The sequence below is a fragment of the Brevundimonas sp. UBA7507 genome (assembly GCF_002478355.1).
GTDB lineage: Bacteria > Pseudomonadota > Alphaproteobacteria > Caulobacterales > Caulobacteraceae > Brevundimonas > Brevundimonas diminuta_D.
Genome location: NZ_DLNP01000023.1, coordinates 16,531 through 39,231 on the forward strand (window position 1 = coordinate 16,531; position 22,701 = coordinate 39,231).

Annotated in this window: 21 protein-coding genes; 8 read left to right on the top strand and 13 right to left on the bottom strand. The window is 69.4% G+C overall.

Going from position 1 to position 22,701, the window contains the following annotated elements:
• The 7 genes from B3D50_RS15500 to B3D50_RS15530 form a co-directional block, all read right to left on the bottom strand.
• The gene (locus B3D50_RS15500) at positions 1–321 is read right to left on the bottom strand and encodes a 2Fe-2S iron-sulfur cluster-binding protein (protein WP_003166502.1); all 321 of its coding nucleotides are present in this window, start codon (positions 319–321) and stop codon (positions 1–3) included.
• Between the two features lie 115 nt (positions 322–436).
• The gene (locus B3D50_RS15505) at positions 437–1,234 is read right to left on the bottom strand and encodes a succinate dehydrogenase iron-sulfur subunit (RefSeq protein WP_128114754.1); all 798 of its coding nucleotides are present in this window, start codon (positions 1,232–1,234) and stop codon (positions 437–439) included.
• Between the two features lie 12 nt (positions 1,235–1,246).
• Entirely contained in the window at positions 1,247–3,031 is a 1,785-nt protein-coding gene (gene sdhA, locus B3D50_RS15510; protein WP_286952568.1) for a succinate dehydrogenase flavoprotein subunit, read from the bottom strand.
• 7 nt (positions 3,032–3,038) lie between these two features.
• Entirely contained in the window at positions 3,039–3,434 is a 396-nt protein-coding gene (locus B3D50_RS15515; RefSeq protein WP_286952570.1) for a succinate dehydrogenase, hydrophobic membrane anchor protein, read from the bottom strand.
• Positions 3,431–3,892 (bottom strand): succinate dehydrogenase, cytochrome b556 subunit, encoded by a 462-nt coding sequence (sdhC, locus tag B3D50_RS15520; protein WP_376784212.1) that lies wholly within the window; start codon positions 3,890–3,892, stop codon positions 3,431–3,433. Before sdhC ends, B3D50_RS15515 begins: the two co-directional genes overlap by 4 nt.
• 130 nt (positions 3,893–4,022) lie before the next feature.
• Entirely contained in the window at positions 4,023–4,436 is a 414-nt protein-coding gene (locus B3D50_RS15525; RefSeq protein ID WP_286952572.1) for an HIT domain-containing protein, read from the bottom strand.
• The gene (locus B3D50_RS15530) at positions 4,433–5,194 is read right to left on the bottom strand and encodes an EcsC family protein (protein ID WP_286952573.1); all 762 of its coding nucleotides are present in this window, start codon (positions 5,192–5,194) and stop codon (positions 4,433–4,435) included. Before B3D50_RS15530 ends, B3D50_RS15525 begins: the two co-directional genes overlap by 4 nt.
• Before the next feature lie 127 nt (positions 5,195–5,321).
• Between B3D50_RS15530 and mdh the strand changes: the two genes are divergently transcribed.
• Positions 5,322–6,284, top strand: a complete 963-nt coding sequence (mdh, locus tag B3D50_RS15535; RefSeq protein ID WP_025976503.1) for a malate dehydrogenase — start codon at positions 5,322–5,324, stop codon at positions 6,282–6,284.
• A gap of 157 nt (positions 6,285–6,441) precedes the next feature.
• Here the strand turns inward: mdh and zapE are convergent, their stop codons facing one another.
• Positions 6,442–7,554, bottom strand: coding sequence for a cell division protein ZapE (gene zapE / locus B3D50_RS15540; RefSeq protein WP_286952575.1), 1,113 nt, complete (start codon positions 7,552–7,554; stop codon positions 6,442–6,444).
• Between the two features lie 149 nt (positions 7,555–7,703).
• Here zapE and B3D50_RS15545 point away from each other — a divergent pair, with 149 nt between their 5' ends.
• The 3 genes from B3D50_RS15545 (at position 7,704) to B3D50_RS15555 (ending at position 10,475) form a co-directional block, all read left to right on the top strand.
• Positions 7,704–8,750, top strand: a complete 1,047-nt coding sequence (locus B3D50_RS15545) for an aspartate-semialdehyde dehydrogenase (protein ID WP_286952577.1) — start codon at positions 7,704–7,706, stop codon at positions 8,748–8,750.
• Between the two features lie 107 nt (positions 8,751–8,857).
• A complete protein-coding gene (gene rarD, locus B3D50_RS15550) occupies positions 8,858–9,862 on the top strand; it encodes an EamA family transporter RarD (RefSeq protein ID WP_286952578.1) in 1,005 nt (334 codons plus the stop codon).
• A gap of 34 nt (positions 9,863–9,896) precedes the next feature.
• Positions 9,897–10,475 carry a DUF4440 domain-containing protein gene (locus B3D50_RS15555; RefSeq protein WP_286952580.1) on the top strand — a complete coding sequence of 193 codons (579 nt, stop codon included), beginning with the start codon at positions 9,897–9,899 and terminating at the stop codon, positions 10,473–10,475.
• A 10-nt stretch (positions 10,476–10,485) separates the two neighbouring features.
• Here B3D50_RS15555 and B3D50_RS15560 read toward each other — a convergent pair whose 3' ends face one another.
• The 3 genes from B3D50_RS15560 to B3D50_RS15570 form a co-directional block, all read right to left on the bottom strand.
• On the bottom strand, positions 10,486–11,631 hold the full coding sequence (locus B3D50_RS15560; protein WP_286952581.1) for a serine hydrolase domain-containing protein: 1,146 nt from the start codon (positions 11,629–11,631) through the stop codon (positions 10,486–10,488).
• A gap of 45 nt (positions 11,632–11,676) precedes the next feature.
• Positions 11,677–13,329, bottom strand: coding sequence for a M28 family metallopeptidase (locus B3D50_RS15565; protein WP_286952583.1), 1,653 nt, complete (start codon positions 13,327–13,329; stop codon positions 11,677–11,679).
• 72 nt (positions 13,330–13,401) lie between these two features.
• Positions 13,402–14,616, bottom strand: a complete 1,215-nt coding sequence (locus B3D50_RS15570) for a TIGR03862 family flavoprotein (protein ID WP_286952585.1) — start codon at positions 14,614–14,616, stop codon at positions 13,402–13,404.
• A gap of 47 nt (positions 14,617–14,663) precedes the next feature.
• Here B3D50_RS15570 and greA point away from each other — a divergent pair, with 47 nt between their 5' ends.
• A complete protein-coding gene (greA, locus tag B3D50_RS15575) occupies positions 14,664–15,146 on the top strand; it encodes a transcription elongation factor GreA (protein WP_286952586.1) in 483 nt (160 codons plus the stop codon).
• A gap of 12 nt (positions 15,147–15,158) precedes the next feature.
• On the opposite strand, the gene B3D50_RS15580 is transcribed toward greA, so the two are convergent.
• A complete protein-coding gene (locus B3D50_RS15580; RefSeq protein WP_286952587.1) occupies positions 15,159–16,799 on the bottom strand; it encodes a leucyl aminopeptidase in 1,641 nt (546 codons plus the stop codon).
• 388 nt (positions 16,800–17,187) lie between these two features.
• Here B3D50_RS15580 and B3D50_RS15585 point away from each other — a divergent pair, with 388 nt between their 5' ends.
• From B3D50_RS15585 to B3D50_RS15595, 3 genes are all read left to right on the top strand, one after another.
• Positions 17,188–18,132, top strand: a complete 945-nt coding sequence (locus B3D50_RS15585; RefSeq protein WP_286952589.1) for a LysR substrate-binding domain-containing protein — start codon at positions 17,188–17,190, stop codon at positions 18,130–18,132.
• Between the two features lie 158 nt (positions 18,133–18,290).
• Positions 18,291–20,159 (top strand): DNA helicase RecQ, encoded by a 1,869-nt coding sequence (gene recQ, locus B3D50_RS15590; RefSeq protein WP_286952619.1) that lies wholly within the window; start codon positions 18,291–18,293, stop codon positions 20,157–20,159.
• Positions 20,160–20,242: 83 nt separating this feature from the next.
• Entirely contained in the window at positions 20,243–21,745 is a 1,503-nt protein-coding gene (locus B3D50_RS15595) for a S41 family peptidase (RefSeq protein WP_286952591.1), read from the top strand.
• Positions 21,746–21,749: 4 nt separating this feature from the next.
• On the opposite strand, the gene B3D50_RS15600 is transcribed toward B3D50_RS15595, so the two are convergent.
• Positions 21,750–22,676, bottom strand: a complete 927-nt coding sequence (locus B3D50_RS15600) for an alpha/beta fold hydrolase (RefSeq protein WP_286952593.1) — start codon at positions 22,674–22,676, stop codon at positions 21,750–21,752.
• Positions 22,677–22,701 lie beyond the last annotated feature (25 nt).

Sequence of the window (22,701 nt, forward strand, 5' to 3'; positions counted from 1 at the left end):
TCAGTGCTGGCTTTCCGGCAGGCGCACGATCAGGCCGTCCAGGTCGTCGGTGACGCGGATCTGGCAGGACAGGCGGCTGTTCGGTTCGACGTTCTCGGCGAAGTCCAGCATGGACTCCTCCATGGCCGAGGGGCGGCCCGTCTCGGCGGCGAAATTCTCGTCGACATAGACGTGACAGGTGGCGCAGGCGCAGGCGCCGCCGCAATCGGCGTCGATGCCCGGCACATTGTTGCGGATCGCGCCTTCCATGACGGACAGGCCCTTTTTGACCTCGACCGTGTGCTCGGTTCCGTCGTGTTCAATGTAGGTGATCTTGGGCATGGAAGCGGTCTTAACTCTGGATGCAGGGTTGGCAAGCCTTGCTACGCGCCGGCCAAGGAAAACCCCCGGAACCAGGCGGCGCCGGGGGCTTTTCTTTTCGGTCCGACCGGCTGGATCAGGCGGCCGTCTTCTTGCGGGACGGCGAAACCATCAGCTTCTTGGTCTCGGCGATCGCCTTGGCCGGGTTCAGCCCCTTGGGGCAGACCTGGGCGCAGTTCATGATCGTGTGGCAGCGATACAGCTTGAACGGGTCTTCCAGGTCGTCGAGACGCTTCTGGGTGGCGTCGTCGCGGCTGTCCGAAATCCAGCGGTAGGACTGCAGCAGGGCCGCCGGGCCGAGGTATTCCTCCTGGTTCCACCAGTAGCTCGGGCACGAGGTCGAGCAGCAGGCGCACAGGATGCACTCGTACAGGCCGTCCAGCTTCTCGCGGTCGGCGGGCGACTGCAGGCGCTCCTTTTCCGGGTCCGGCAGGTCGGACTGGAGGTAGGGCTGGATCGAGTCGTACTGGGCGTAGAACAGCGACAGGTCCGTCACCAGATCCTTGACTACCGGCTGGTGCGGCAGGGGGGCGATGGTGATGTTGTGCGACGAACACTCGTCCCAGCCCTTGGTGCAGGCCAGGGTGTTGCGGCCGTCGATGTTCATCGAGCACGAGCCGCAGATGCCTTCACGGCACGAGCGACGGAACGACAGGGTCGGGTCGATCTCGTTCTTGATGTGGATCAGGGCGTCCAGAAGCATGGGGCCGTGATCGTCGGTCGAGACCTCGTACGAGTCCCAGCGCGGATCGGCGTCCGTCTCCGGGTCGTAGCGATAGACCTTGTAGGTCTTGACGTTCTTGGCGCCGGCTGGGGCCTTGTGGACCTTGCCGGCCGTGGGCTTGGAGCCGCGCGGGAGGTTGAGCTGAACCATCTGCGATCCCCCTTAGTAAACCCGAGCCTTGGGCTCGATGTACGAGACCTCGTCGGTCATCGTGTATTTGTGCACCGGACGGTAGTCGATCTGGACGCCTTCGCCCGGACGCTTCCACGCCAGGGTGTGCTTCATCCAGTTGACGTCGTCGCGGTCCGGATAGTCCTCGCGGGCGTGGGCGCCGCGCGATTCCGTGCGGTTGGCCGCGCCTTCGATGGTGACCAGGGCCTGGGCGATCAGGTTGTCGTACTCCAGCGTCTCCACCAGGTCCGTGTTCCAGATCAGGCCGCGGTCCGTGGTCTTGATGTCCGAGCCGGCGGCGTCGATCGAGCGCAGCTTATGGACGCCTTCGTCCAGGGTCTTGCCGGTGCGGAACACGGCGGCGTCGGCCTGCATGGCGCGCTGCATCTCCAGACGCAGGTGCGCCGTGGGGGTCGAGCCCGAGGCGTTGCGGAAGCGATCCAGGCGCGCCAGGTGCGCGTCCGTCTGGGCCTTGGAGGCCGACGGCACGGCCGAGGCCTTGTCGACGACTTCGCCGCAGCGCAGGCCGACGGCGCGGCCGAACACCACCAGGTCGGTCAGGGAGTTGGAGCCCAGGCGGTTGGCGCCGTGCACCGAGACGCAGGCGGCCTCGCCCACGGCCATCAGGCCCGGCACCACGCTGTCGGGGTTGCCGTCGCGCAGGGTCAGGACTTCGCCGTGATAGTTCGTCGGGATGCCGCCCATGTTGTAGTGGACCGTCGGCAGGACCGGGATCGGCTCCTTGGTCACATCGACGCCGGCGAAGATCTTGGCCGATTCCGAGATGCCCGGCAGGCGCGCGTGCAGGATCTTGGGATCCAGGTGATCCAGGTGCAGGAAGATGTGGTCCTTGTTCGGACCCACGCCGCGGCCTTCGCGGATTTCGATGGTCATGGAGCGGCTGACCATGTCGCGCGGGGCCAGATCCTTCACGGTCGGCGCATAGCGCTCCATGAAGCGCTCGCCCTCGGAGTTGGTCAGATAGCCGCCTTCACCGCGGGCGCCCTCGGTGATGAGGCAGCCGGCGCCGTAGATGCCGGTCGGGTGGAACTGCACGAACTCCATGTCCTGCAGCGGCAGGCCGGCGCGCAGCACCATGGCGTTGCCGTCGCCGGTGCAGGTGTGGGCCGAGGTGGCCGAGAAGTATGCGCGGCCGTAACCGCCGGTCGCCAGCACCACCATCTTGGCGCGGAACTGGTGCAGCTGGCCGGTGTCGAGCTGAAGCGCGGTGACGCCGGTGCAGGCGCCGTCCTGCATGATCAGGTCCAGCGCGAAATACTCGATGAAGAACTTCACCTCGCGACGGACCGACTGGCCGTACAGGGTGTGCAGGATGGCGTGGCCGGTGCGGTCGGCGGCGGCGCAGGTGCGCTGCACCGGGCCTTCGCCGAAGTTGCGGGTCATGCCGCCGAAGGCGCGCTGATAGATCTTGCCTTCGTCCGTGCGGCTGAAAGGCACGCCCCAGTGCTCCAGCTCATAGACGGCCTGGGGCGCGTTGCGGACCAGGTATTCGATGGCGTCCTGGTCGCCCAGCCAGTCCGACCCTTTGACGGTGTCGTACATGTGCCACTGCCAGCTGTCCTCGCCCATGTTGCCCAGCGAGGCGGAGATGCCGCCTTGGGCCGCCACGGTGTGGCTACGTGTGGGGAAAACCTTGGTGACGCAGGCGACCTTCAGGCCCTGCTGGGCGGCGCCGAGGGCGGCGCGCAGGCCGGAGCCCCCGGCGCCGACGACGACGACGTCGTATTCGTGATCGATAAGCTCGTATGCAGCCATGGCGGGATCAGACTCCGGCCGGCAGCGGGGCCGAGCCCAGCGCCAGACGCACGATGAAGAAGACGCTGGCGCCGGCCAGCACGAGGAAGATCAGGTTGGAGACCATGATCAGGGCCGGGCGGGAGGAGCCGGGGACGTAGTCCTCGAGGATCACCTTCCAGGCCAGGCTGGCGAACAGGCAGAAGACCACCGCCGTCACGGCCAGCAGGCCGGCGTTCAGCGTGCTGCCGAACCAGGCGAGAACCGCGCCGTAGTCGGCGCCGGCCAGGGTGAAGCCGGTCGACAGAGCCCAGAGGCCCAGCGGCATCAGGGCCAGCAGAGCCAGCTTTTCGAGCTTCCATTCCCCGGCGCCGTGGCGCTCGGAGATTTTCACATTGTTCTTGAATTTGGGCGCGGCGCTCACAGCGAAACCTTTCCAGCAGCGAACAGCACGACCCAGAACAGGACGGCCAGGACGATCGGACCCCAGACGGCGATCTGGGCCATCAGGTTGGCGGACTTCAGGTCCAGCCCCTTGCCTGCGTCGTTGATCAGGTGGCGCGCGCCGTTCAGCAGGAAGGAGAACAGCACCAGCGTCAGGCCGAACCAGATGAACAGGCCGAACGGCGAGCCCGAGAAGGCGGCGACCGAGGCGAAGGCGTCCGGCCCGGAGGCCACGGCGGCGACCCAGCCCAGCAGCAGGACGGCGCCCACGCTGGCCGCGCCGATGGTGACGCGGAACAGGATCGACGCGACCATGGTCATGTGCCAGCGCCAGATATCGGTGAAGGGCGACATCGGTGCGACGTGCCCGTTGGGGTGACGGACGTAGCGGCCCGTCCGGTCGCCAGTTTCGCCCGCAGCCGGGGGAGTGTTCGACATGCGAATGATTCTCAAAAAACCCGAGGAAATTCAGGGCCGGATTGCAGTGCAACAGGCTTTAGTGACGCAGACGGGCCGGTGTCAACGAAGGGGGGCGATTCCGAACGAAAGTCGGCCCCCAAGCGTCGGATCAGAAGGAAGCGACGTGCGTCAGGGCCGCATCGCGCGTTTCGGTCGTGCAAGGAACCGCCCCAGGGCGCCCCCAGACCGGATCGGGCCACAGGGGGTCGTCGCGGCGACGGCCGACGACATGGACGTGAAGCTGGGCCGTGACATTGCCCAGTGCGGCGACGTTCAGCTTGTCGACGGGCGCATCGCGCAGGGCGCCCAGTTCGCGCACCAGGGCGCCGGCGCGGACGATCTCCTCGCTCAGAAGGGCGCGCTGATCGGGCGCCAGGTCTTCCAGCTCGACCGCGCCGGGGACGCGCGGCAGCAGGATCAGCCAGGGAAAGCGGCCGTCGTCCTGAAGCCGCACCTGGCACAGGGGCCAGTCGGCGGCGAAGACGGAGGCGGCCTCGAAGGCGGGGTCGGCGGTGAAGCTCATGCGGCGTCCTGATCGGCGAGAAGGCGCAGGCGATAGGCGTTCATCGCCGTTTCGGCCAGACGCTGGGTCAGGCGCCAGTTGACCACGGCCCCGATCGGCGCGCCGACCAGCGGCAGCAGCTGGGCCAGCTTGGCCACGTCGATGTAATCGCGGTATTCCAGCTGGAACTTGCGCCAGTCGAAGGTCTTCAGGGCGTCCGGATCATGCGGGGCGCGCATGGCGGCCTCCAGCGCGGCCAGGGCTTCGGGTCGATGCCGGGCGCTGGAGAAGGCCAGCTGGAAGATGCGCAGGACGATCATTCGCTCCTTCAGGTCGCGGCTGGAGTAGCCGTACAGGGCGGCGATCTCGAACAGCATCTTGACCTTGATGGCCATCAAGGCCGGAAAGTCCGCCGCCGCCATCAGGAAGCCCCCGGCTCCCGCCACCCCGCCCTCGACGCTGGCGGTGGTGCGATACAGCTCGACGCGCGTGCGGACCCTGGCTTCGCGCTCCTGCAGGGCGCCTTCGGCCAGGGGGCGGGCGGTGGTCCACTCCGACCCGGCCAGCAGGCCGCGCGTCATCTGCTGCACGGCGGCGGTCACGATCTCGTGCACGCGCTCGGGAATGACGCGGTTGATGCGGTCCTGGGTCGCGCGGGTGGTCTTGTCCCACAGGCCGGGCCGTTTCAGCTGGCGGTCGCGCCAGGCCAGGGCCTCGGCCAGGGCGCGCGCCTCATAGGCGGCGTCCGTCATCGGGGGAGCATCCGTGGGTTTCGCCATGGCCGCAGCCTCGCAGGCCCCGACGAAAGGCGCAACGCGGAACGCTTGCCGCGACCCGCCGACAGGTCTAGACCGCCGTCCCATCGAGTACCGTTTCGCACACGCAACATCGACTGGAGAGACCTGAATGGCTCGCGCGAAGATCGCCCTCATCGGCGCCGGAATGATCGGCGGAACCCTGGCCCACGTGGCCGCGCGCGAAGCGCTGGGCGACGTCATCCTGTTCGACATCGCCGAAGGCACCCCCCAGGGCAAGGCTCTGGACATCGCCGAAGCCTCGGCCGTCTTCGGTCAGGACGTGGCCCTGAAGGGCGCCAACGACTACGCCGACATCGCAGGCGCCGACGTCTGCATCGTCACCGCCGGCGTGCCGCGCAAGCCGGGCATGAGCCGCGACGATCTGATCGGCATCAACCTCAAAGTCATGAAGGCCGTCGGCGAGGGCATCAAGCAGCACGCCCCCAACGCCTTCGTCATCTGCATCACCAACCCGCTCGACGCCATGGTCTGGGCCCTGCAGAAGTTCTCAGGCCTGCCCAAGGAGAAGGTCATCGGCATGGCCGGCGTGCTGGACTCGGCGCGCTTCGCCTACTTCCTGGCTGAAAAGACCGGCGTGTCGGTGCAGGACATCCACGCCTGGACCCTGGGCGGCCACGGCGACGACATGGTGCCGATGGTGCGCCACTCGACCGTCGGCGGCCTGCCGCTGCCGGATGCGGTCGCCGCGGGCTTCCTGTCGCAGGCCGATCTGGACGCCATCGTCGAGCGCACCCGCAAGGGCGGCGGCGAGATCGTGGCCCTGCTGAAGACCGGCTCGGCCTTCTACGCCCCGGCCGAGAGCGCGATTGCGATGGCCAAGTCCTACCTGCTGGACCAGAAGCGCGTCCTGCCGTGCGCTGTGTGGCTGTCGGGCGAATATGGCCTGTCGGACCTCTACGTCGGCGTTCCGGCCATGATCGGCGCGAACGGTGTCGAGAAGATCGTCGAGTTCACCACCAACGACGACGAAAAGGCTATGTTCGCCAAGTCGGTCGCCTCGGTCCAGGGCCTGATCCAGGCCTGTAAGGATATTGAACCCTCGCTGGCCTAAGGCCAGCGGGCGCTACCGCGCGGCTCGCGGAGCCGCGCTGCTTGAGCGCTTAGGCGTCTAAATTGGAAAGGGCCGCATCATCGGGTGCGGCCCTTTTTCGTGTGACGTCCCTGGAAACCGCTCATCCCGGCGGACGCCGGGATGAGCGGAAAGATGGCTACGCCGCTTCGGCTTCCTCGCGCTGCTCCAGCCAGGCCTCGCTCTGCATCTCGTTGAAGCGCGACACCGTTCGCTCGAACTCGAAGGCGCCGACGCCCTCGGTGTAGAGCGCCTCGGGCGCCGCCTCGGCCAAGACGACCAGACGGGTCTTGGCCTCGTAGAGGGCGTCGACCAACGTCACTAGGCGACGCGCCTCGTGGTGGTTGGCCGGGCTGAGCAGGGGGACGTCGGCCAGGAACAGGGTGTGGAAGCGCCGGGCGACGGCCAGATAGTCCTGTGGTCCCAGCGGGCGGCCGCACAGTTCGTTGAAGGTCGCGCGCGCCATGCCGCCGACCGTGCGCTCCAGCTTCACCTCGCGGCCCAGCACCGGCAGGGCGATGGGTTCTTCCGGTTCGCCGCCCTTGAGGTCGGACCACAGGGTCTCGAAGCCTTGCCGCGCCTCGGCGTCCAGCGGCGAGAACCAGACCTTGGCCCCGGCCATGCGGTCCAGGCGGAAGTCGCGGGCGCCCGCCGTCTCGACCACGTCGCAGTGCTGGCGGATGATGTCGATGAAGGGCAGGAAGAGCTGGCGGTTGATGCCGTTCTTGTAGAGGTCTTCGGGCGCGCGGTTCGAGGTGACGGACAGCACCACCTTCTTCTCGAACAGGGCCTCGAACAGCCGGCCCAGGATCATGGCGTCGGCGATGTCCGTCACCTGAAGCTCATCGAAGCATAGCAGGCGCGCCTCGGAGGCGATCAAGGCGGCGATCGGCGGAATGGGGTCGTCGCCCTTGCTGGTTCCGAACACGTCCTTGCGGCTGCGCGGCGTGCCGTCGCGCCACTGCTTCACCAGGTCGTGGATACGCGCCATGAAGGCGTGGAAATGGGCGCGGACCTTCTTCTGCTCGGGCGTCGAGGAATAGAACAGGTCCATCAGCATGGACTTGCCGCGTCCCGGCGGGCCCCAGATGTAGATGCCCTTGACCTCGGGCAGGGCGCCGAACAGCCCCTTCTTCGACAGGTCGGTCTCCAGCCGTTCCAGCGCGCCGATCAGGGCGGCCTGGGCCGGTTCGGGCGTGATCACGCCCTCTTCCACGCGGATGTCGTAGGCGTTGCGGATACGGGAGGTCATGGCCAGCAGATAGCCGTCGGATGGGGCCGGGGGAAGGCGGTCGCGGATTCGGGCGACGAATTGGAGGATTCTGGTTGCTTCGCGACTGCGAAAGACCCAAATGCAGAAGCGTTTCTCCCAAACGCCCCCGAACAAAGGATGATTTCATCATGGGCTATCGCGTCGCCGTCGTAGGCGCCACAGGCAATGTCGGCCGGGAAATCCTGACCATCCTCGAGGAAGTGAACTTCCCCGTCGAGAAAATGCACGCGATCGCCTCCCGAAAATCCAAAGGCGTCGAGGTCTCCTTCGGCGACAGCACCATCAAGTGCGAGGACATCGAGCAGTTCGACTTCTCGAGCGTCGACCTGGTGCTGATGAGCGCCGGCGGCGGGGTGTCGCGCGAATGGTCCGAGAAGATCGGCAAGGCCGGCCCCATCGTCATCGACAACTCCTCGGCCTTCCGCCAGGACCCGGACGTGCCGCTGATCGTGCCAGAGGTGAACCCGGACGACGCCAAGCTGGCGACCAAGAAGAATATCGTCGCCAACCCCAACTGCTCGACCGCCCAGCTGGTGGTGGCGCTGAAGCCGCTGCATGACGCGGCCAAGATCAAGCGCGTCGTCGTCTCGACCTATCAGTCTGTTTCGGGCGCCGGGAAGGAAGGCATGGACGAGCTGTGGAACCAGACCAAGGCCATCTACGGCCTGGGCGACGCCACGCCGAAGAAGTTCCCCAAGCAGATCGCCTTCAACGTCATCCCCTACATCGGTTCGTTCCGCGACGACGGCTACACCGACGAGGAAGCCAAGATGTGGGACGAGACGCACAAGATGCTCGACCCGTCGATCAAGCTGACCGTCACCTGCGTCCGCGTGCCGGTCTTCGTCGGCCATTCGGAGGCCGTGACGGTCGAGTTCGACCGCCCGATCGAGCCGGACGAGGCGCGCGAGATCCTGCGCGAGGCGCCGGGGATCCTGGTCGTCGATAAGCAGGAGCACGACGGCTACATCACCCCGGTCGACGCTGCGGGCGATCACGCCGTCTATGTGTCGCGCATCCGCAAGGACCCGACCGTCGAGAACGGCCTGTCGTTCTGGGTGGTGTCGGACAACCTGCGCAAGGGCGCGGCCCTGAACGCCGTGCAGATCGCCCAGCTGCTCGACGAGACCGGCGTCATCTCGCCCAAGAGCGGCTACCGCACTTTGACTGTCTAAGAAGAGGCCCCTAACGCCTCGCACGCGGTGCGAGGCTGCTTGAGGGGCGTCCGTCGTGTTGAACCCCCGCCGCGTCGGCGATGCGGCGGGGATCGAAAGGTTCCAGTGTGAGCGCCTCCCCTGCTGCTCCTGCGTCCGAAGCCCGCGCCGCCCTGGCGGCGGGTGTGCTCTGCTACCTGCTGTGGGGCTTCATTCCCCTGGTGTTCCAGCAGATGGCGCACCAGGGCGCGGACGCCTGGGAGATCATGGGCCACCGCGCCGTCTGGGGCGTGGTTTGGGCGCTGATCCTGGTCATGCTGTCGCGCCAGTGGGCCCAGGTGGTCGCCGTCTTCCGACAGCCCAGGGTTTTGGGCTGGCTGGCCCTGTCGGCGGTGCTGATCGCGACCAACTGGACGACCTACGTCATGGCGGTGAACAACGGCCGGACGCTGGACGCTTCGCTCGGCTATTATCTCAATCCGCTGCTGAACATGGCCGCCGGCGCCTGGTTGTTCCGCGAGCGGATCGATCGTTTCGGCGTCATCGCTATCGGCCTGGCGGCGGTGGGCGTGGTGCTTCAGGCGGTCGCCCTGGGCCATATGCCCTGGGTGTCGCTGCTGCTGGCCTTCAGCTTCGCCGGCTACGGCATCATCCGCAAACGGGTCTCGGTCGACGCCCAGACCGGCCTGTTCATGGAATGCCTGCTGCTGGCCCTGCCCGGCCTGGCCTGGGTCATCTTCATCGAGGCGACGGGCCAGGGCCATTTCACCGCCTCCCCCGCCGCGACCGCATGGTTGCTGTTCGCGGGACCGGCGACGGTCGTCCCGCTGGCCCTGTTCGCCTGGGCGGCGCGGCGGATGCCCTTGTCCAGCATGGGCTTTCTGCAGTTCCTGGCGCCAACCATTGTCTTCGTTATCGGCGCCTTGCAGGGCGAGGCCCTGGGAAGCCTGCGCATCGCCTCCTTCGCCTTCATCTGGGTCGGAGCCGCCGTCTTCGCCCTGGGCGCGGTGCTCAAGGTGCGTCGTGCGTCGGACACCGCCGAGACCATCGTGGCGCCCGAACCGGGCCTGCTGGACGATCCGGCCGAGGACCGTATGGACGCCCTCGGCGAGAATCCGCCGCCTGTGCGTTGAGGTCGGGCGCCGTCCCGTCCTAAAGAAGAAGGCGATGATGATCTGTTCTCGCCTGTTCTCCGCCCTCGCCGCGTCCATCCTGCTCGCCGGGGGGACTTCGGCCTGCGCCCAAGGCGCGGTTCAGACCGGCGGCGATGAAGTGATCCGCACCGCTCGCGTCGGGGTGAGCCGCGAGGCCGCGCCGACCGCCGCACCGGGCGCGCCTGTCGCCGTCGCCGCCCCGCCGACCACGGCCGAGACCTTTGACGCGGTCAGCGACGCCCTGGACGCCGCCGCCGCCGCCTGGACCTCGGGTCAGGTGGACGCGGTCATGGCCACCTATGTCCACGACGAGCCGCTGCTGGTCTTCCTGGGCGACACTCCGCTGAAGGGGCCCGACAGCGTGCGCGCCGCCCTGGACGCCCGTGCGGCGGCGCCGGGCGGCCTGGGGACGCTGTCCTATGAGTGGTTCGAGACCATGCAGTTCGACGTCAATACGGCGGTGGTCTCGGGCCGGGCGGTGATGACGCGCGACGGCAAGACCCATCGCGGCCTGTTCACCCGGATTCTGCGCCGCACGGTCGACGGCTGGCTGATCGTCCACGATCAATTGGCCTGGGGGCCGGAAGCCTAAAGGCGCCGCCCTACAAGGCCGTGTAGAGCGCCTCCACCAACCGAAGGGCGCGCGGATCGCCGAGCAGGTGGGGCGACTGGCGCGTCATGACATAGGCGGCCGAGACGCCCGCCGCCTGATCGGCGAACGCCATAGACCCGCCCCAGCCGCAGTGGCCGACCGCCTTGGGGTTGGGGCCGAAGATGTTCAGGCCTTGGTTGCGGGTGAACCCCGCGGCCCAGCTCATGTCGAAGGGCAGCACCCGGTCCTGTCCGTGGATGCGTTCGCGCGTGGCCTGGGCCAGGGTTTCCTCCGACAGCACAGGCAGATGATCCAGCGCGCCGCCCGTGGCGACGAGGGACATCATCCGCGCCAGATCCTTGGCCGTGCCATGCAGGTTGGCCGAGGGAATCTCCGCCATGCGCCACTCGGTCGAGCCGCGTCCGCCGGGCGCCGAGCCGCGATCCAGGAAGGCCGCCTTCTTGATCGCGTCGATGGCGCCGAGGTCCGGCGCGGCGGCGGGTTTGCGCAGTTGGGCCACGCGGCCGTGTTCGCTTTCCGGCAGGCCGATCCACAGGTCCAGATCGAACGGCTGGGCGAAGTCTTCGCGCAGGGCCGTTCCCATCGTCCGCCCGTCGACGATGCGGAACAGCTCGCCCGCCAGATAGCCGATGGTGATCGGGTGATAGCCGGACGCCGTCCCCGGCGCCCACAGCGGCGTCTGGGCCGCCAGCTTGTCCAGTACCGCCTGACGGTCGAACCAGATGGCCGGTTCGGCCCCGCCGTCGAAGCCGGGCAGGCCGGACTGGTGGCTCATCAACTGGCCGACGGTCAGCTGGTCCTTGCCCGCCGCGCCGAAGGCGGGCCAGTGGTCGGCGACCCGGTCCTCATAGGACAGCAGCCCCTTGTCCACGCAGCGCGCGATCATCAGGGCCATCACCGCCTTGCCGGTCGAGAAGACCGGGACCAGGGTGTCCTCGGCGAAGGGCTTGGTCCCCGCCAGATCCGCCGACCCGGCCCACAGGTCCACCGCCACCTCGCCGTCGATGGTCACGCTGAAGCGTGCGGCCAGTTCGTTCAGCCCTTCGGGCGCGTCGGTGAAGTTGGCGGCGAAGGCGTCCTTCACCGCATTGAAACGCGGCGGGCAGACGCCGTGGAGGTCGGGGAGGCTGGTCATGGATGCGGTCTAGCGCCTCGACGGCTTCACGTCACTTGCGGCCGATTACTGGCGCGCCGACGCCGAGGCGTTGCGCGCGCCTTCGAACTCGTCGCCCGGCTTCCATGCGGGCCAGTCGCGCGAATTGGCCAGGTCGCGCCCGACTTCATACAGCAGCTGCACATCGGCGGCGGCGGCGTCCATCTTCCACTGCGGCGTCCATTCGTCCGTCGGCTGATGATAGCGGTTGGCGACATAGTCCCGGCTGGCTTCGTTGTGGCCGGTGAAGCCTGCGGCGGCGAACAGGGCGGGCACGCCCTTCCTCGCCAGCGGGAAGTGGTCCGAGCGATAGAAGGCCCCCGCGTGCGGCGCCGGGTCGGGGATCAGGCGACGTCCCTCGCGCGCGGCCAGCACCGCCAGCCGGTCGTCCAGATCGTTCTTGCCCGCGCCGATGACCACGATGTTCGGATCGATCTCGGTTCCCGGCAGCAGGCTGTCCATATTGATGTTGGCGACGGTCGTCTCCAGCGGCCAGACCGGGTTGGCGGCATAGTATTCGGCGCCCAGCAGGCCTGTTTCTTCGGCCGCCCAGCTGATGAAGACGGTCGAGCGTTCGGGCCGCGGCCCTTCGGCGAACAGGCGGGCGATCTCCATGACGCCGGCGACGCCCGTCGCATTGTCCACGGCGCCGTTATAGATGTCGTCGCCGTTCTTGGGCGTGGCGCGGCCATAGGCGTCCCAGTGGGCGCCGAACATCACCGTCTCGTTCGGGTATTTGGTTCCGGGCAGGCGGCCGATGACGTTGCGCGTCTCGACCCGGTCGGCCTTCTGGCCGAAGTCGATGGACATGGTCACGCCGTCCAGCGCCACTGGGCGGAAGTCGGGCGTGCGCGCCTGGTCCTTCAGGGCGGCGAAGTCGAGGCCTGCGTCCCGGAACAGCTGTTCGGCGATCGCGCCCTGAATCCAGCCCTGCGCCGCCACCCGTTCCTTGTCTGGGTCGGCGCGGACGATGTCGAACTTGGGCGCGGTCGAGGAATTCTCCAGCGTCGACCAAGGATAGCCCGCGCCGGGCGTGTCGTGGATGACCAGGACGCCCGCCGCGCCATGCGCCGCCGCCACCTGGAACTTATAGGTCCAGCGGCCATAGAAGGTCATGGCCTGACCGTCGAACTTGCCGTTGACCGGATGGCCTTCGGGGGCGCCGAAGTCGGGGTCGTTGACCAGCACCAGCATGATCTTGCCGGTCAGATCGACGCCCTTGTAGTCGTCCCAGCCGCGCTCGGGCGCGTCCACGCCATAGCCGACGAAGACCAGCGGCGCATCGGTCAGGGTGATGCGCTCCACCGGCCGGTCGGAGGAGACGATGACGTCCTTGGCGCGCTGAAGCTCGGTCGTGCGGCCGTTGGAAGAGACGCTGATGGCGGCGGGGCCGTCCTGACTGGTGCGGCTGACCTGGGCGACCTGCACCCAGGAGCCGTTCGGACCGCCGGGTTCGAGGCCGAGCGCCTGAAACTGCTGCGACAGCCATTCGACGGTGCGGTCTTCGCCGGGCGTGACCGGGGCGCGGCCCTCGAACTCATCAGACGCCAGGACGCGCGTGGCCTCGTTCAGCCGGGCCGGGTCGACGCGGCCGGTCTGGACGCCGCTCTGGGCGAGCGCGGAGGTCGAACACATCAGGACGGCGATCAGGCCGACGGCGGCGGAACGGGCGAGGGTCATGGGCGGGCTCGGCTCTTGAACGATTTGCGCCACGCTGCCCCCTGAGGGCGCCGCTGTCGACCCCGAAAGGCTTCAGCGCCCGTCCAGCCAGACGCGCACGCCGTCCGCAGCCACGACGCCTGAGGCGAAGGAGGCCTGGAGCAGATAGCCGCCGGTCGGCGCCTCCCAGTCCAGCATTTCGCCTGCGGCAAAGACGCCGGGCCGCGCCTTCAGCATCAGCCCTTCGTCCACAGAGTTCAGCGTCACGCCCCCGGCTGAGGAGATGGCGCGGCTGAGCCCCTGCACCCCGGTCAGGGTCAGGGCGACGCCCTTGATCCGGGCGGCCAGTTCGGCCGGGTCTGCGGGCAGCGGACCGCCTTCACGCAGCAGGGCGACAGAAGCAGCGTCCAGCCGGGCGGCCTTGCGCAGCCCGTTCGACAGGCTGTCCTTTCCGCGCGGTTTCGACAGGCGTTGCGTCAGCGCCTCGACGCTCAGATCGGGCCGCAGGTCGAGCGTCAGCACGGTCGATCCGTCGCGCTCCACCGCTTCGCGCAATGCAGCCGACAGGGCGTAAATTCCGCCGCCTTCGATCCCATAGGCGGCGATCATGGCCTCGCCACGCACGGTGCGGTCGCCGTGCGTCAGGGCGACGCCTTTTAGCGGGGTTCCGGCGAAACGGTCGCGGAAGATCGGCGACCACGCGACATCAAAGCCGACATTGGCGGGCCGGAAGGCGGCCACTTCGGCGCCCGCGTCCTCCAGCGTCGGAACCCAGGCTGCATCGGACCCCAGCTTCGCCCAACTGGCTCCGCCGAGGGCGAGGATCACGGCGTGGGGGTTCTCGATCCGCTCGCCCTCAGGCGTGTCAAAGGTCAGGGCCTCGCCCTGCCAGCCGGTCCAGCGCGAGCGGGTGCGGAGCTCGACGCCCAGACCCTCCAGCCGCGCCAGCCAGGCGCGCAACAGAGGCGAGGCCTTCATCGCTTTTGGAAAGACCCGGCCGGACGAACCGACGAAGGTCGGCTGGCCCAGCCCCTCGACCCATTCGATCAGATCGGCGGGCGAAAAGGCGTCCAGCCAGCCCTCGATGCGCGCCTGCGCGGCGGCGTTATAGCGGTTCAGGAACGGCTCCAGCGGCTCCGAATGGGTCAGGTTCAGCCCGCCGCGCCCGGCCATCAGCAGCTTGCGCGCGACCGAGGGCATCTGCTCATGGACGACCACGCGCAGGCCCGCCTGAGCCAGACGTTCGGCGGCCATCAGTCCGGCGGGACCGGCGCCGATCACGGCGACTGTTGCGGGGGCGGAGGTCATCGACGCCTTCCTAGCGGGAATGTCCGCCGCGGCCTATGCTGGCGGACATGAGCGTCGCCTTTACACGGGAAGAAGATCTGGAAGCCACGGCGGCGGACCTGCCGGACCGGCCGATCTCGCCCCATCCCAACCTCGTCACGCCGCAGGGGCTGGCCCAGATCGAGGCCGAGCTGGCGGCTGCGCGCGCGGCCTATACGGCGGCTCAGGCGGCGGGGTCCATCGAGGCCGACCGCACCGCCATGGCGCGGGCGACGCGCGACCTGCGCTACTGGTCGGCGCGCCGGAGCACTGCCCAGCTGGTCGAGGCGCCGCCGGACGGCAAGGTCCGCTTCGGCGACACGGTGACGATCGAGCGCGAGGACGGCCGCACCCAGGCCTGGCGCATCGTCGGCGAGGACGAGGCCGACCCGACTCAGGGTAGCGTCAGCCACGTCTCGCCCCTGGCCCGCGCCCTGCTGGGCAGGCGCGAGGGGGATGAGGCGACGGTCGCGGGCCAGTCGGTCGAGATCGTCGCCATCAAGGAAGGTTGAGAAGGGGCGGCCTCAGTAGCCGCCCGTTCCCTTCTCCTTAGCCACCGGCTGGAAGTCGCGCACGAAGCGCTCCAGCAGACGCACGCTATAGCCCGCCGACCCGGCCGGTTTCACGTCGTTGGCTGCGCCGAAGGCCATGTTGGCGATGTCCAGATGCGCCCAGGGCGTCTCCGGGCGAGCGAAATAGCCGATGAAGTGAGCGCCGGTGCCTGCGCCCGCCCCGCCGTCGCCCGAGTTCTTGATGTCGGCGATGGTCGAAGAGGTGGCCCGCACATAGGAGGGGTGCAGCGGCAGGCGCCACAGCGTCTCGCCGGTGGCGTCGCCCGCCGTCTTTAACTGGTCGGCCAGGGCGTCGTGGCGGCTGAACAGGCCCGCATAGTCATTGCCCAGGGCGCCGCCGACCGAGCCGGTCAGGGTGGCCACGTCGACGATGGCGGCGGGGTTCAACGTGGTGTCGGCCCAGACCACGGCGTCGGCCAGGACCAGGCGGCCTTCGGCGTCGGTCGAGATGATCTCGATGGTCTTGCCGTTCATGGCGGTCAGCACGTCGGCGGGGCGGATGGCGCCGCCGTCGGGCATGTTCTCGGCCAGGGCGGCGACGGCGACCACGTCCACCGGCGCCCCGCCCTTGGCCAGGGCCAGGACCGCGCCGACCACGCTGGCGGCGCCGGACATGTCCATCTTCATATTGCCCATATTGGCGCCCGGCTTGATGGAGATGCCGCCGGAATCGAAGGTGATGCCCTTGCCCAGCAGGGCGATCGGGCCGTCGCCGGACGCGCCCTGGCCGCGATAGCGCACGGCCAGCAGGCGCGGCGGGCGGCTGGAGCCCTGGCCGACGCCCAGCAGGGCGCCCATGCCCAGGCGCTGCATGGCGGGCACGTCCAGTTCCGTGATCTCGACCCCCGGCACGCCGGCGAAGGCGGCGCGGGCGCGTTCGACGAAGCTTTCCGGATAGATGACGTTGGCCGGTTCGTTGGACACGTCGCGGGTCCAGGCCATGGCCTCGATCAGGGCGGCGCCGCGACGGTGATGCGCCTGGGCGCCCGATGCGTCATCGGCGACGACGGTCAGGGCGCCGGGCGCCGGACGGTCGCGGCCGGTGGTGACATAGAGGTCCGAGCGATAGTGGCCGATGCCCAGGCCGGTCGCCAGCTCTGACGCCAGATCAGCCGACAGGCCGGATGTCAGGGCCGTCAGGGCGCCGGGCTGGCTGTTCAGGGCGCGGCCCGCGACGATCCCGGCGGTTTGAATGTCTGCGGCCTTGGGCGCGTCGCCCAGACCGACGACCAGGATGCGGTCCCAGCCGCCGACGCCGTGCAGGCTCAGCGTCTGGCGCGCCTTGTAGTCGAAGCGGGCGGCGGTCAGGGCCGAGGCGATCGCCTGACGCGTCGCGACGTCCAGGGCGGCGCCGCGCGTGGCCAGCTCGGCCTCCGACGACAGCGGCAGAACCAGGGCGCCCGACGGGGCGGCCGATGCGGCGAAGGTCACGGCGCGCGTCTGGGCCGGAGCGGCGCGGGCGGGCCAGTCGGAACGCTCGGCGGCGGGCGCGGCGCGGCGGCCTTGCGCCTCGGCCGGAACGGCGACGCTTAGACCGGCGGCGGCGATCAGCGCGGCTGCGGCGAAGGACGGAATACGGGTGGTGCGGCGCATCGATCAGGGCCCCTCTGTGACGATGAAGGCGCCTTTATGGGCGGGTGCGCTGCGCCGGGGCAACCGCTCCGCTGACGGAAGGACGCCGGGCGCGACGCCTTGTCGCGCTTGTCGCGCGCTTGGGATCGCGCCCGGCGCAGCGGCGGCCGTCAGCAGGCCGCCCGACGCGGAGGCGTCGGGCAGGGTCGGGCCCTGAGACGGGCATCGCCGGTTTCGCGGCGTGAAAGGCGGCGGGCGTCAAGCAAGGCGCCGATCCAGCCCCACGCAGGTTCCTTATGAGTGCGGTGAATGTCTTCCATTGTTCGTCCTCCTTTCTGAGATCAGCAGAATGGCGCATGGTGGCGGCTGTCACAAACGAGACGACGGCGTTCATCCATAAGGACGGCTTATGTCTGATCCTCTTTCCCGCATCCCGGTCGACGCCCTTCGCGTGTTCGAGGCGGCGGCGCGTCTGCTCAGCTTCACCCGCGCGGCCGAGGTTCTGGGCATGAGCCAGGCGGCGGTCAGCTGGCGCATCCGCGACCTGGAGCAACGGTTGGAGCGGCCCCTGTTCACGCGCGGCACGCGGCAGGTGGCCTTGACGCTAGAGGGCGAGCGTCTGGCCACGGCGGCGACCGAGGCCATGACCCTGCTGCGCCGCGCCGTGGCCGAGGTGATCGAGACCGACCAGGGCGTGCTGGCCGTTACTACGCTTCAGACTCTGGCGACCCAGTGGCTGGCGACGCGGCTGGGGTCTTTCCAACTGGCCAACCCGGACCTGGCGGTGCGGGTGGACACCAGCCCGGTCCTGTCCAGCCTGGGCGCGGACGGGTTGGACGTGGCGCTGCGCTTCGGTTCGGGCCGCTGGGCCGGATTGGAGAGCCGTTTCCTGATGCCGGCCGTCTTCACGCCCGTCTGCACCCCCGCCATGCGCGACCGGCTGGATCTGAAGACGCCTGCGGACTTGAAGCGCGCACATCTGGTCGGAGAGCCGCAGGAATGGGCGGCCTGGTTCGCCGCCGCCGGGGTGGCGCCCGCAGACGCCGCCCCGCCGCCGCGTCTGACGGCCGACAACCAGGCGATGGAGGTTGCGGCGGCGCTGGGCGATCAGGGCGTGGCTTTGGGTTCGCCCATCCTCTATGGCCGCGAGATCGAACGGGGGCTTCTGGTCCGGCCGTTCAAGGAGACCGTCGCCCTGGCCGAGGGCTATTGGCTCTGCTACCCGTCCGGCCGCCGCCTGACCCCCAAGATCGCCCGCTTCCGCGACTGGGTGCTGGACACGGCGCGCACCGACCCGGCGGTGGTCGAGGGCGCGCGGCTGGCGGGGCGCGAAGTCGGAGAAGCAGGACGTTAGTCCCTATAGGCTGATAGGCCCTGAGCCGCCTTGAGCGTGGACAAATCCGAAGAGAAGCAGAGCCGTAGCATCACCCCATTTCCCTTGGGGAAGAAGGACGCGGTTGGAGAAGGGATCACATCGTGACACCCCCGGCCGAATACGGCACAACGGCCGCCATGTTGGACTTCCCCCCGCCCGCTGACTTCTCGCCCACCCTGGACGAGGCGCGGACCCTGCTGGAGCGCGTGTGGGGCCACGCCGATTTTCGCGGGCTTCAGGCGTCGGTCATTCAGGAGGTGCTGGCCGGGCGCGACGTGCTGGCCGTGCTGCCGACCGGCGGGGGCAAGAGCGTCTGCTATCAGGTGCCCGCCATCCTGCGCGAGGGCGTGGGCCTGGTCGTCTCGCCGCTGATCGCCCTGATGACCGATCAGGTCGAGGCGCTGAAACAACAGGGCGTGGCCGCCGCTCGACTGGATTCGGGCCTGACCAGGGACGAGCGCTTGGCCGTCTGGCGCGCGGCGCGCTCGGGCGAGCTGGACCTGCTCTACGTCTCGCCGGAAGGCCTGGCGTCGGGGTCCATGCTGGAGCGGCTGGCTGAACTGCCCATCAGCCTGATCGCCATCGACGAGGCGCACTGCGTCAGTCAGTGGGGCCACGACTTCCGCCCGGATTATCGCACCCTGGGACGCCTCGCCGAAATCTTCCCGCGCACGCCCCGCATCGCCGTCACCGCTACCGCCGACGCCCGCACGCGAGACGACATCCTGGCCTCGCTGAAGCTGGGCGAGGCCCGCGTCTTCGTCGACAGCTTCGCCCGCCCGAACCTTCAGCTGACCGCCGAGCGCAAGGTCAATGGCTCCCGCGCCCGCACCGACGCGCGCGTGGTCGAACTGGTGCGCGAGCGACGCGGCCGCTCGGGCGTGGTCTATTGCGGCAGCCGCGACGGCTGCGAGCGGGTGGCCGACGCGCTGCGCGACGCGGGAACCAACGCCATCGCCTATCACGCGGGGTTCGACGCCCGCGAACGCGACCGGCGGCTGGAGCGTTTCCTGGCCGAGGACGGCGCCGTCATGGTCGCCACCATCGCCTTCGGCATGGGGGTGGACAAGCCGGACGTGCGCTTCGTCATCCACGCCGATCCGCCCGGTTCGTTGGAAGCCTATTGGCAGGAAATCGGCCGCGCCGGGCGCGACGGCGAACCGGCCGAGGGCGTCACCCTGTACGGCCCCTCGGACATCGCCTGGTCCCTGCGTCGCCTCGACAGCCGGCCGATGGCCGAGGAGGTCAAGCAGGTCCAGACCCGCAAGGTGCGCCAGCTGTTCGCCATGCTGGACGGCGCGACCTGCCGCCCCCAGGCCGTGCGTCGCTACTTCGGCGAGCAGGACGCCGAGCCGTGCGGCGTCTGCGACGTCTGCGGCGACCCGCCCGCCACCTTCGACGCCCTGGTCCCGGCGCAGAAGGCCCTGGCGGCGGTGCAGCGCCTGGGCGAGCGCTTCGGCCGCACGCGCGTCATCGACCACCTGACCGGCCGGACCAAGGACGTCCAGCCGTGGGAGGCGGGACTGTCCACCTGGGGCGTCGGGACCGATCTGTCGCTGGTCGGCTGGCGCGACGTCATCGACCATCTGATGTTCGAGGGCCTGCTGGTCGAGGATCCCAACGACGGCAAGCCCCTGATCCGCCTGGGCGACCCGCAGGCGGTGCGCGCCGTCTATCGCGGCGAGCGCGAGGTGCGGGTCAAGGAGCCGCCGACGCGCGCCGTGGCCGAGGACCGGCCGCGCCGCAACGCCGGACGCAACCTGGCGGTCGAGGGGCTGGACGCAGACGTGCGCGCCCGCTTCGAGGCCCTGCGCGCCTGGCGCCGCGAGCGCGCCATCGAGCAGCGCGTGCCGCCCTACGTCATCTTCCAGGACAAGACCCTTGTCGAGATCGCCCTGCAGGAGCCGCGCGGCCTGGATCAGCTGGCCGTCATTCCCGGCGTCGGCGCAGGCAAGCTGGACCGCTACGGCCCGGCCGTATTGGAGGCGTTGGAAGCCGTCGCCTGACGGTTTCCATGACCAAAGCGTAACTGGCGCATCGCCGTCCCGCCTGTCACCCCTTTCGCCGAGAGCGAGGAGAGGGGATGCTCATGAAACGGATGTTGGCGGCGGGCGTCGCCTGCCTGGCGATGGCGGGTGCGGTTGAGGCGCAGGAAGCCCCGAACGCGGCGCCCGGACCGATGGACCAGCCGCGCGACTGGTCCGCGACCCTGGTTCAGGACGCCACCGGCCTGCACGCTGTCATGATCGACAGCCATCCGGGCGTGCATGATCCGCTCAATCCCGGCTTCCGCGCCCGCCTGGATCAGGGCCTGGCGACCGCGCTGGAGCGGGCGAAGACTACCACGGATCGGGGCGGCTGGTGGTGGGCGATGCGCGCCTATGTCGCCAGCTTCGAGGACGGCCACGTCCAGATCGGCCTGACCCAGAGGGACTTCGGCTTCCCGACCCGCTGGCCCGGCTTCCTGACCGTCTATCGCGGGGCCGATCAGGTGGTGGCCGACCGCGATGAGAGCGACGCCGCCGTCCCGCCGCTGGGCGCTCGGCTGATCGACTGCGACGGGGTGGACGCCGCGTCCCTGGCCGAACAGCGCATCGGCCAGTTCCGCGGCCGCTGGTTCCTGGAGGCGATCAAGACCCGCTTCGGCGACTGGATGTTCCTGAGCGCCGAGAACCCGTGGCAGACCGAGATGAAGACCTGCCGGTTCGAAACGGACGGCGCGCCCCGAACCTACGCCCTCGACTGGCGCGCGACGCCCGATGATCTGAGCGATCGCCGCGCCCGCTTGACGTCCGGCGCCCGGCCCGACTTCGCCCTGAAGCATTTCGACGACGGCGGCTTCTGGATCTCGACCCCGACCTTCAACGGCGACCCCGCCAGCGAGGCCCACGCCGAACTGACCGCCCTGGTCGCCGACATGAAGGCCAAGCAGGACGCCCTGCGCGCCGCCCCCTATGTGGTGCTGGACCTGCGCGGCAACGGCGGCGGCTCCTCGCACTGGAGCCAGCTGATGGCCCAGGTTCTGTGGGGCGACGACTGGATGGCCGCCCATCCCGAACCCGCGATCGAGGGCGTCGACTGGCGCGCTTCGGACGGCAACATCGCCGAAATCTCCGCCTTCCTCGACAAGCTGCGCGCCACGAACGGCCAGGCCGAGCTGATCGCCTGGGCCGAGGACGCCATCACCGGCATGACGGCGGCGAAGGCCGCCGGCCAGGTCTATTGGCGCAGCGCTGACGACGACGCGCCGAAGGACGCCGCCCCGCCGCCGCCCGCGCCGCAACTGATGGCGGGCCGCGTCTATGTCCTGACCGATTCCAGCTGCGGTTCCGCCTGCCTGGACGCCGTCGATCTGTGGAAGACCGTTGGGGCCCTTCAGGTCGGGCGCGAGACCTCGGCCGACACCGTCTACATGGAGATTCGCGAGCCGACCCTGCCCAGCGGCCTGGCCGAGATCGCCGTGCCGATGAAGGTCTATCGCGGCCGCGCGCGCGGCAACAACGAGCCGCAGCGCCCCCAGTACGTCATCGAGGGCGATATGGGCGACGACGCAGCCCTGCTGACGGCGATCCGTCGGCTCCAGCCGGACTGACGCCTCAGCGCAGGAAGCGTTCGACCGCCTGCTGGAACTGACGGGGGCGGTCGATCATGACCATGTGCTCGGCCCCCTCGATCCGCTCGAAGGCGGCGGGGCGCGGCAGGGAGCGGTAGCCGGCGCGGAACAGGCCGTCGACATGGCTGCGCGGGCTGCGGTCGTCGGGGCTCCAGCCATAGACGACGGTGACCGGCGCCTCGATCAGCGGCAGGCGCGCGCGCAGGTCGGTGGTCATCACCTCATACAGGCCCTGGGCCAGAACCCGGCGGTCCCCGCCCTGCCAGCCCAGGCCGCCCAGAACATTGTCGGCCGCGCCGCCCAGCTCCAGCCCCATGGAAGACGCCTGTGTCCGCAGGGCCTCATCCCCCAGCAGCATCAGCCCCTGATAGGCGATGCGGGCCAGCGGCTCGACGTCGGCGGCGGTCGAGCCGGGGCTGATCAGCGACGGAAAGAAGGGCGAGGCGTCCACCACCATGACCTTGCCGATGCGGTCGCCCGCGTCGGCCGCGACCCGCAGCGCCACCTGGCCGCCCATGGAGTGGCCGATCAGAGCCGGTCGTCGCAGCCCCTGTTCCTCGATGTAGCGGCGGATCTCGGCGGACGTGGGCGCGCCGACCAGCCCCTCGGCGTTGCCGCCGGGCGCCGTCTCGCCGAAGCCGCGCACGGTCACCAGATGCACGCGGTAACGCCCTTCCAGCGCCGCCGCCGTGCGCGCCCAGACCGCCGAGGTCGAGGCCAGGCCGGGGATCAGCACCACGTCCGGCCCGTGCCCCTTCGTCTCGACCAGGATGCGCGACGACTGGAACGGCGCCGCGGCGGGCGCAGCCGCCGGGCTCGCGGCCTGTACGGGGGCGGCCCCGACCGAGACGCTCATCAGGGCGCTGGCCGCAACAGCGGGAACAAGGGCGAAACGGAGCGAATGGCGCATCACGCCAGCCTGCCCCGCGATAACG